Source organism: Cellulosimicrobium sp. CUA-896 (assembly GCF_001942335.1).
Taxonomy (GTDB): Bacteria; Actinomycetota; Actinomycetes; order Actinomycetales; family Cellulomonadaceae; genus Cellulosimicrobium.
This window is the reverse complement of the sequence record NZ_MKKH01000035.1, coordinates 20,503-28,585: the sequence shown is the minus strand read 5'-3', so window position 1 is coordinate 28,585 and position 8,083 is coordinate 20,503. Positions and strand designations below refer to the sequence as shown.

Here is an 8,083-nt window from a genome sequence, read left to right as displayed (position 1 = left end):
CGTTCAGGGCAGACTGGTGGTCACCGGGCTCCCGGCCGCCCGCGCTCGGCGGCGCGCCGAAGACCGGGAAGGACCTGGTGCCGGCCGCCACCACGTCGGCCGCCACGTCGACCACCGCGCGCACCCCCTCCGACCGGGACCGCGGCGTGGTCTCCCACGGGATGGCGCAGCGGCTGGCCGAGCGGGACGCGATGCGGCGGCACCGCCTGGTGCGGCGCGTGGTCGGCTGGGTCCTCGCCGTCCTCGCGGCCGCGGCGCTCGGCTGGGTCGTGCTCTTCTCGCCCGTCCTCGGGCTCGACACCGGTCGCGTCACCATCAGCGGGGAGGGCACGGTCGTCGACCCCGCCCAGGTCGCCGCCGTCGTCGGGGAGGCGGCCGGCACGCCGCTGCCACGGCTCGACACCGTCGCCCTGCGCGACCGCGTCCTGGAGCTCAACGGGGTGCGCGACGTCGAGATCCGACGGGCGTGGCCCACGGGGCTCGACGTGCGGCTCGAGTCGCGCGAGCCGGTCGTCGCCGTCCCGGTGGAGGAGGGCTTCGCGCTCCTCGACGCCGACGGCGTGCGGGTGCGCACGGACCCGGCCGCGCCGGAGGGCCTGCCCCAGGTCGAGGTCCCGCTCGACGACGCCGACCCGCTCGCGCTGGACGCCGCGATCGTCCTGCTCAACGCCCTCCCGGCGGACCTGGCCGCGCAGGTCCAGCACGTGTCGGCGTCCACGCGCGACGCGGTCGTCATGCGCCTGCGCGACGGGGACACCGTCGAGTGGGGGAGCGCCGAGGACGCCGCGCTGAAGGTGCGCGTGCTGCAGACGCTGCGCGCCGTGCCGGAGAACGCGGCGGCGACGGTCTTCGACGTGTCCGCGCCGACGCTGCCGGTGACGCGGTGAGCGGGCGGTTGCGGCGCCGCACGACGGGCCTCGGGCAGCCCGTCCCGGCCAGGGGGCGCGACGTCCCCGCGAGGAACGACGACACGCGCGCGCGGGTCGTTGATGAACGGTACGTCGGCACCTACCGTCGACACGTGAACAACCTGACATAACTCTAACCCTCTAGTTGAGGGTGAAGGTTTAGGGCGACAGATCGAGAGGCATCGACGTGGCAACTCCGCAGAACTACCTGGCAGTGATCAAGGTGGTCGGCATCGGCGGCGGTGGCGTGAACGCCGTCAACCGGATGATCGAGGTCGGCCTCAAGGGTGTCGAGTTCATCGCCATCAACACGGACGCCCAGGCGCTGCTGATGTCGGACGCGACGTCAAGCTCGACGTCGGGCGCGAGCTCACGCGCGGGCTCGGTGCCGGGGCGGACCCGGAGGTCGGCAAGAAGGCCGCCGAGGACCACGCCGACGAGATCGAGGACGTCCTGCGCGGTGCCGACATGGTGTTCGTCACCGCCGGCGAGGGCGGCGGCACGGGCACCGGTGGCGCGCCGGTCGTCGCGCGCATCGCCCGCTCGCTCGGCGCGCTCACCGTCGGCGTCGTCACGCGGCCGTTCACGTTCGAGGGCCGCCGCCGTTCCGTCCAGGCGGAGCAGGGCATCGAGAACCTGCGCAACGAGGTCGACACGCTCATCGTCATTCCCAACGACCGCCTGCTGTCGATGTCGGACCGCAACGTCAGCGCGCTCCAGGCCTTCCACCAGGCCGACCAGGTGCTGCTGTCGGGTGTCCAGGGCATCACCGACCTCATCACGCGCCCGGCCTCATCAACCTCGACTTCGCCGACGTCAAGTCGGTCATGCAGGGCGCGGGCAGCGCGCTCATGGGCATCGGCTCGGCGCGGGGCGAGGACCGTGCCGTCCAGGCGGCCGAGCTGGCCATCTCCTCGCCGCTGCTCGAGGCGAGCATCGACGGCGCCCACGGCGTGCTGCTGTCGATCCAGGGCGGGTCGGACCTCGGCCTGTTCGAGATCAACGAGGCCGCGCGCCTCGTCCACGAGGCCGCCCACACCGAGGCGAACATCATCTTCGGCGCGGTCATCGACGACGCGCTCGGCGACGAGGTGCGCGTGACCGTCATCGCCGCGGGGTTCGACGGCGGTGCGCCCCAGGCGCGCACCGACGGCCGGGGCCTCGGCCAGGTCGCCGGGGGCGCCCCGCGGCCGGCGACGAGCGCGGTCCCCGCGGTGCCCGGTGCGGGGCCCGCCGCGAGCCCGGCCCCGACCACCGGCGCCCACGTCCTGCCGCGACCGCTCGCGCCGATCGCGTCCGACGGGGACGACGTGCCCGTGACCCTCGACGGCGGGCCCGGCCCGGTGCCCGTGCAGCCCCCGGCTCCCGCTCCGGCGTTCACCGTGGTCGGGTCGGACCCCGAGCCCGGGTACGACGGCGACCACGCGGCGCACGCGCAGAACCCGTCGGTCGACGTCCCGCCCCGGATGTACGACGAGGAGCCCGCCCGCCGCAAGGTCGAGGAGCTCGACGTCCCCGACTTCCTCAAGTGAGTCTCGCGCCCGTGCTCGAGGTGGACCTGGGCGCGGGGGTCCGCGCCGGCTTCACCACGCGCGCGGGCGGCGTCTCGCCGCACCCCTGGGACTCGCTCAACCTCGGTCTCGGCGTGCGCGACGACGCGGCGCGCGTGCGCGAGAACCGCGCCCGGGCGGCGGGCTGGCTCGGGCGCACCGCGCACTTCGCGACGCAGGTGCACGGCACGGGCGTCGCCGTCGTCGGGACGGCCGGCGACGCGGACGCGGGGACGGGACCGGCCGACACCGTCGGCGAGGCGGACGGGCTCGTGGGCGTCGACGGCGCCGGGGTCGGCGTGCTCGTCGCCGACTGCGTCCCGGTGCTCCTCGCCGACGTCCCCGCGCGCGTCGTCGGGGCGGTGCACGCGGGTCGCCGCGGTCTGGCCGCGGGCGTCGTCCCCGCGGTCGTGCGGGCGATGGTCCGGGCGGGGGCGGACCCGGCCCGGGTGCGCGCCGTCGTCGGACCGTCCGCGTGCGGCGCGTGCTACGAGGTCCCGGCCACGATGCGTGACGAGGTGGCCGCGACGCGTCCGGCCGCCTGGTCGACGACGTCGTGGGGGACCGCCGCGCTCGACCTGCCCGCGGGCGTCGCCGCGGACCTGGCCGCGTGCGGCGTGGGCGACGTGCGGCGCACGGGCGTCTGCACGCTGGAGGACGAGCGCTTCTACTCCCACCGGCGCGCGGCGCGGTCGGGGACGACGACGGGACGCTTCGCGGGCCTCGTCGCGCTCGGGCCGTGAGCGGCGCCGGCACCGGCGGGCCCGGGGTTCACCCGTCCCGGGCGTGTCGCGGGCGCGCACCCTGACCTGCTCGGCTACGGTGAGGCGACCGGTCCGACGGCCGGTGGCCCGACGGCACGAGTGAGGACGGAGCAAGCCCATGGCGGGAGCGCTGCGCAAGACCATGCTGTATCTGGGCCTCGCTGATGATCGCGGCGAGGTCGACCAGGACGAGTACGTCGAGGAGTACGACGAGACGGGGGCGGACGTGCCGCACGACTACGAGGCCCAGGTGACACCGCTCCACCGCGCGCTCGGTCCGCGGGAGGTCCCGCAGACGACCATGTCGCCCTCGGAGCTGCGTCGGATCACGACCGTGCACCCGCGCTCGTACAACGACGCCCGGGTCATCGGCGACGCGTTCCGCGACGGCACGCCGGTCATCATGAACCTCTCCGACATGGACGACGCGGACGCCAAGCGTCTCGTCGACTTCTCGGCCGGGCTGATCTTCGGTCTGCACGGCGCCATCGAGCGCGTGACCAACAAGGTCTTCCTGCTCTCGCCCGAGCACGTCGAGATCACGGGCGAGGACCAGGCAGGCCCGCAGGACGGGCGTGCGGGCTTCTACAACCAGAGCTGACACGCCCGGCGCACCGCGCCGACACGGCGCGTGCACCGGCACGTCGCCGGCGCATGGCACAGTTGTCCCGTGATCCTGGACCTCGTCACCGGCATCCTCGGGTTCCTCCTGTGGCTGTACCTGCTCCTGCTCATCGGCCGCCTGATCTTCGACTGGGTGCAGGTGTTCGCCCGCGAGTGGCGGCCCCGCGGCGTGGTGCTCGTGCTCGCCGAGGTGATCTACACCGCGACGGACCCGCCGCTGCGACTGCTGCGGCGGCTCATCCCGCCGCTCACGCTCGGGCAGATCCGTCTGGACCTGGCCTTCGTGGTGCTCTTCCTGGCCGTGACGATCCTGCTGCAGGTCGTGCAGAGCGTCTGAGCCGGCCGCGGCGCGCGAGGGCCGCTGCTCCCGGCCCCCCGGGCCAATCTCCGCTACTTTGGATCCTGGTGATCGTGAGGTCGCCCGGACCGATACGCACACGCAACGAGGTGAACCGATGGCACTGCTCACTGCAGAGGACATCCTGAACAAGAAGTTCTCGGCGACGAAGTTCCGCGAGGGCTACGACGTCGAAGAGGTCGACGACTTCTTGGACGAGGTGGTGAGGACCCTCAACTCCGTGCAGGAGGAGAACGAGGACCTCAAGTCGAAGCTCGCCGCCGCGGAGCGCCGCGTCGCCGAGCTGAGCAGGGCCGACGCGTCCTCCGCCGCGGCGCAGCCCGCGCCGGTCGAGAAGCCCGCCGCTCCGGAGCCCGAGCCGGCCCCGGCCGCGGCCCCGTCGCAGGCCATGGTCACGAAGAACGCCGCCGAGCCGGAGTCCGCGACCGGGATGCTCCAGCTGGCGCAGAAGCTGCACGACGACTACGTGCGCTCGGGCCAGGAGGAGGGCGACCGGCTCATCGCGGAGGCGAAGGAGGAGGGCGCGCGCATCGTCCGCGAGGCGGAGGAGACGTCGCACCGCACCCTCTCGCAGCTCGAGCAGGAGCGGTCGCTCCTCGAGCGCAAGATCGACGAGCTGCGCCTGTTCGAGCGGGACTACCGCACGCGCCTCAAGAGCTACCTCCAGAACCTCCTCGGGGACCTGGACAACCGCGGCAGCGCCCTCCCGCCGCGCAGCAACGTCGGAGGGTCCGGTCGCACGAGCGACCTCGCCTCCGGCATCTAGCCTCAGCGTCGATCGTCCGGCAGCGGCCGGTACGCGCGGCACCCTGCGCTCTTCCCCCGGTCCGGGGCGGCGTGGTGTGTTGTGCGTACCGGCCGCTGCGTCTACTCTCGCGTGACTCGACCCCAGGAGGGCGCCATGACGAAGCTCAGCACCGCGGCCAGGTCGGCCGTGCGCGACCAGTTCCCGAACCTCGCGAAGGACGTCAAGTCCTTCCCCGTGCGCGACGGGGAGGAGCCGTGGACCGTGCAGGAGGTCGAGGAGCTGGCCGCCGAGCTGCTGGCAGAGAAGGAGCGCCTCGAGGGCGAGCTCGCCGCGGCGGACGCGGAGCTGTCGAACCTCCTGCGCAACTCCGGCGACGGCGCGGGCGACGACCAGGCGGACTCGGGGTCGAGCGCGCTCGAGCGCGAGCAGGAGCTCACGCTCGTCAACAACGTGCGCGACCTCCTCGCCCAGACGCGGCACGCCCTCGCGCGGATCGCGGCGGGGACCTACGCGACCTGCGAGTCGACCGGTCTGCCGATCGGCAAGGCGCGCCTGCAGGCCTTCCCGCGCGCGACCCTGTCGGTCGAGGCGAAGCAGCGCGAGGAGCGTCGCTGACGCAGACGGCGTGAGCCGCGCCGACCACGTGGCAGACTTGCCGCCGATGTCCACCTCTGCGCACCCCGAGCCGGGCGAACCGGCCCCCGACGTCCCCGCCGTGCCGCCGCGCCCCCGCCGCTCCCTCGTCGCGTGGACCGTCGTCCTCGCCGCCGTGGTGCTGGTCGTGGACCAGCTCACCAAGTGGTGGGCCGAGTCCTCCCTGGAGCTCGGGGACGACACGATCCCGCTGGTCGGCGACCTCCTGGGACTGCGGCTGCTCTACAACCCGGGCGCGGCACTGTCGATCGCGACGGGCATGACGTGGCTCCTGACGATCGTCGTCGTCGCGGTGGTCGTCGTCATCGTGCGCATGGTGCGCCGGATCGGCTCCCGGGCCTGGGTCGTGGCGCTCGGCCTGCTGCTGGGCGGTGCGCTCGGCAACCTCGTCGACCGGTTCTTCCGCGAGCCGGGCTTCGCGCGCGGGCACGTGGTCGACTTCATCGACTACGCCGGGTTCTTCGTCGGCAACGTGGCGGACGTCGCGATCGTCGCGGCCGCGGTGATGATCGGGGTGCTGTCCGTCATGGGGATCGGCGTCGACGGGTCCCGGCAGGGGCGCGACGCCGGGCGGCGCACGGCCGAGCACGGGACGTCGGCGTCGGACGCGCGCCCCGACGGGCCGTCCGCGGAGGAGGGGACCCGGTGAGCGTCAGGGCCCTGCCGGTCCCCGACGGCCTCGCCGGGGAGCGTGTCGACGCCGCGCTGTCGCGTCTCCTCGGCCTGTCCCGCACGCGCGCCGCCGAGCTCGCGGCGGGCGGCGCGGTCCAGGTCGACGGACGGGAGGTCGGCAAGTCGGACCGCCTCGCCGCCGGGGCGTGGCTCGAGGTCGACGTGCCCGACGCCGCGCCCGCCGCCGTCGAGGTCGTCGCCGAGCCCGTGCCCGGCATGGGCATCGTCCACGACGACGACGACCTCGTCGTCGTGGACAAGCCGGTGGGCGTCGCGGCGCACCCGTCGCCCGGCTGGACCGGACCCACGGTCGTCGGCGCGCTCGCCGCGGCCGGCTACCGCATCTCGACCTCGGGGGCCGCGGAGCGCCAGGGCGTCGTGCACCGCCTGGACGCCGGCACGTCCGGACTCATGGTCGTCGCGAAGAGCGAGCTCGCGTACACCGCGCTCAAGCGGGCGTTCAAGGAGCGCACGGTCGACAAGGTGTACCACGCGCTCGTCCAGGGCCACCCCGAGCCGACGACCGGGACGATCGACGCGCCGATCGGCCGGCACCCGAGCGCGGACTGGAAGTTCGCCGTCACGGCCGACGGCAAGCCCTCGGTCACGCACTACGAGGTCCTCGAGATGCTCCCGGCGGCCTCGCTCGTCGAGGTGCACCTCGAGACCGGCCGCACGCACCAGATCCGCGTGCACTTCTCCGCGCTGCGCCACCCGTGCGTGGGCGACCTGACGTACGGCGCCGACCCCGTGCTCGCCTCGCGCGTCGCCCTCACGCGCCAGTGGCTGCACGCCGTCCGGCTCGGGTTCGAGCACCCGACGACGGGCCGCCGGCTCGAGGTCGAGAGCTCCTACCCGGACGACCTCGCGCACGCGCTCGAGGTCCTGCGCGGGGCGTACGCGTGAGCGCGGCCACGCCCGCGGGCCCGGGGGCGCCCCGGTTCGTCGTCGAGCGCGTGCGCGACGCCGCCGGGCTGGCCGAGGCGCACGCGCTACGCCTCGCCGTCTTCGTCGACGAGCAGCACGTCCCGGTCGAGGAGGAGATCGACGACCTCGACACCGCACCCACGACGACGCACGTCCTCGTGCGCGACGCCGCCGGCGCCGTCGTCGGCACCGGCCGGCTGCTCACCGACCCGGCGCACCCGGGGGAGACGCACGTGGGCCGTGTCGCCGTCGCCGCCTCGGCCCGGGGCACCGGAGCCGGCGCAGCGGTCGTGCGCGCCCTCGAGGAGCTCGCGCTCGCCGAGCACGCGGTCGCCGGCCCCGACGGCGCCCGACCGTGCGCGTCGAGCTGTCGGCCCAGCTCCAGGCCGCGGGCTTCTACGAACGCCTCGGCTACACCGTCCACGGCCCGGTCTACCTCGCGCCGGCATCGACCATCGCGACGCCGTCAAGACCCTCACGGTCGAGGGCTGACCGCCCGGCGCAGGTCGCCACCGCCCGCGGGGCCGGGGCCGCGCTCGGGCCTACCATCCGGCCTCGTCCCTCGGCCTCCCGCCAGGCCCGACCACGGCCCTTCGCACGGCCCCGGCCCCGCGGGCTCGTTCTGCGCGTCCTCCCTGGCTCCCGTGGGTTCGCACCGAACGGCACCGCGCCCCGCGGCCCGGCCGCGCGTGCTCGTCCCGCACCGCACCCGCGAACGCGGCCACACGGGCGCGCCTGCACGTCGCCGAGGCGACGGGTCGGGAGAGCGGGGTGGTGGGTGGTGTCGCGGCTCGTGGCGGGCCTGGCGGGAGCGCCGAGGCACGAGGCGCGGATGGTAGAGCCGCGACACCACCCACCACCGCGCGAGGGCGACGCAA

At 74.7% G+C, this 8,083-nt stretch carries 9 protein-coding genes and 1 pseudogene; all 10 read left to right on the top strand.

Annotated features, from left to right (window positions below; all coding sequences use genetic code 11):
• A partial coding sequence (locus BJF88_RS12205; protein ID WP_222843999.1) for a cell division protein FtsQ/DivIB occupies nt 1-887 on the top strand: 887 nt, incomplete at its 5' end.
• Nucleotides 888-1,095: 208 nt separating this feature from the next.
• A pseudogene (gene ftsZ / locus BJF88_RS12200) lies at nt 1,096-2,440 on the top strand (cell division protein FtsZ).
• Entirely contained in the window at nt 2,437-3,201 is a 765-nt protein-coding gene (locus tag BJF88_RS12195) for a polyphenol oxidase family protein (protein ID WP_075828998.1), read from the top strand. Before ftsZ ends, BJF88_RS12195 begins: the two are co-directional and overlap by 4 nt.
• Nucleotides 3,202-3,340: 139 nt before the next feature.
• The gene (locus BJF88_RS12190) at nt 3,341-3,823 is read left to right on the top strand and encodes a cell division protein SepF (protein WP_075828997.1); all 483 of its coding nucleotides are present in this window, start codon (nt 3,341-3,343) and stop codon (nt 3,821-3,823) included.
• A 75-nt stretch (nt 3,824-3,898) separates the two neighbouring features.
• Nucleotides 3,899-4,183, top strand: a complete 285-nt coding sequence (locus BJF88_RS12185; RefSeq protein ID WP_075829005.1) for a YggT family protein — start codon at nt 3,899-3,901, stop codon at nt 4,181-4,183.
• A 118-nt stretch (nt 4,184-4,301) separates the two neighbouring features.
• Nucleotides 4,302-4,970 (top strand): DivIVA domain-containing protein, encoded by a 669-nt coding sequence (locus BJF88_RS12180; protein WP_075828996.1) that lies wholly within the window; start codon nt 4,302-4,304, stop codon nt 4,968-4,970.
• 135 nt (nt 4,971-5,105) lie between these two features.
• Complete coding sequence (locus BJF88_RS12175) at nt 5,106-5,567, top strand: TraR/DksA C4-type zinc finger protein (RefSeq protein ID WP_075828995.1); 462 nt, start codon at nt 5,106-5,108, stop codon at nt 5,565-5,567.
• A 46-nt stretch (nt 5,568-5,613) separates the two neighbouring features.
• Entirely contained in the window at nt 5,614-6,255 is a 642-nt protein-coding gene (locus BJF88_RS12170; RefSeq protein ID WP_075828994.1) for a signal peptidase II, read from the top strand.
• On the top strand, nt 6,252-7,184 hold the full coding sequence (locus BJF88_RS12165; protein ID WP_075828993.1) for an RluA family pseudouridine synthase: 933 nt from the start codon (nt 6,252-6,254) through the stop codon (nt 7,182-7,184). Before BJF88_RS12170 ends, BJF88_RS12165 begins: the two co-directional genes overlap by 4 nt.
• Entirely contained in the window at nt 7,181-8,044 is an 864-nt protein-coding gene (locus tag BJF88_RS22200) for a GNAT family N-acetyltransferase (RefSeq protein ID WP_369824590.1), read from the top strand. The genes BJF88_RS12165 and BJF88_RS22200 overlap by 4 nt, the downstream gene beginning before the upstream one ends.
• The last annotated feature ends 39 nt before the right edge of the window (nt 8,045-8,083 follow it).

Excerpts from the sequence above, each read along its gene's own strand:
- BJF88_RS12190 (WP_075828997.1), top strand. The coding sequence starts at position 3,341 with ATGGCGGGAGCGCTGCGCAAGACCATGCTGTATCTGGGCCTCGCTGAT.
- BJF88_RS12175 (WP_075828995.1), top strand. The coding sequence starts at position 5,106 with ATGACGAAGCTCAGCACCGCGGCCAGGTCGGCCGTGCGCGACCAGTTC.
- BJF88_RS12170 (WP_075828994.1), top strand. The coding sequence starts at position 5,614 with ATGTCCACCTCTGCGCACCCCGAGCCGGGCGAACCGGCCCCCGACGTC.
- BJF88_RS12180 (WP_075828996.1), top strand. The coding sequence starts at position 4,302 with ATGGCACTGCTCACTGCAGAGGACATCCTGAACAAGAAGTTCTCGGCG.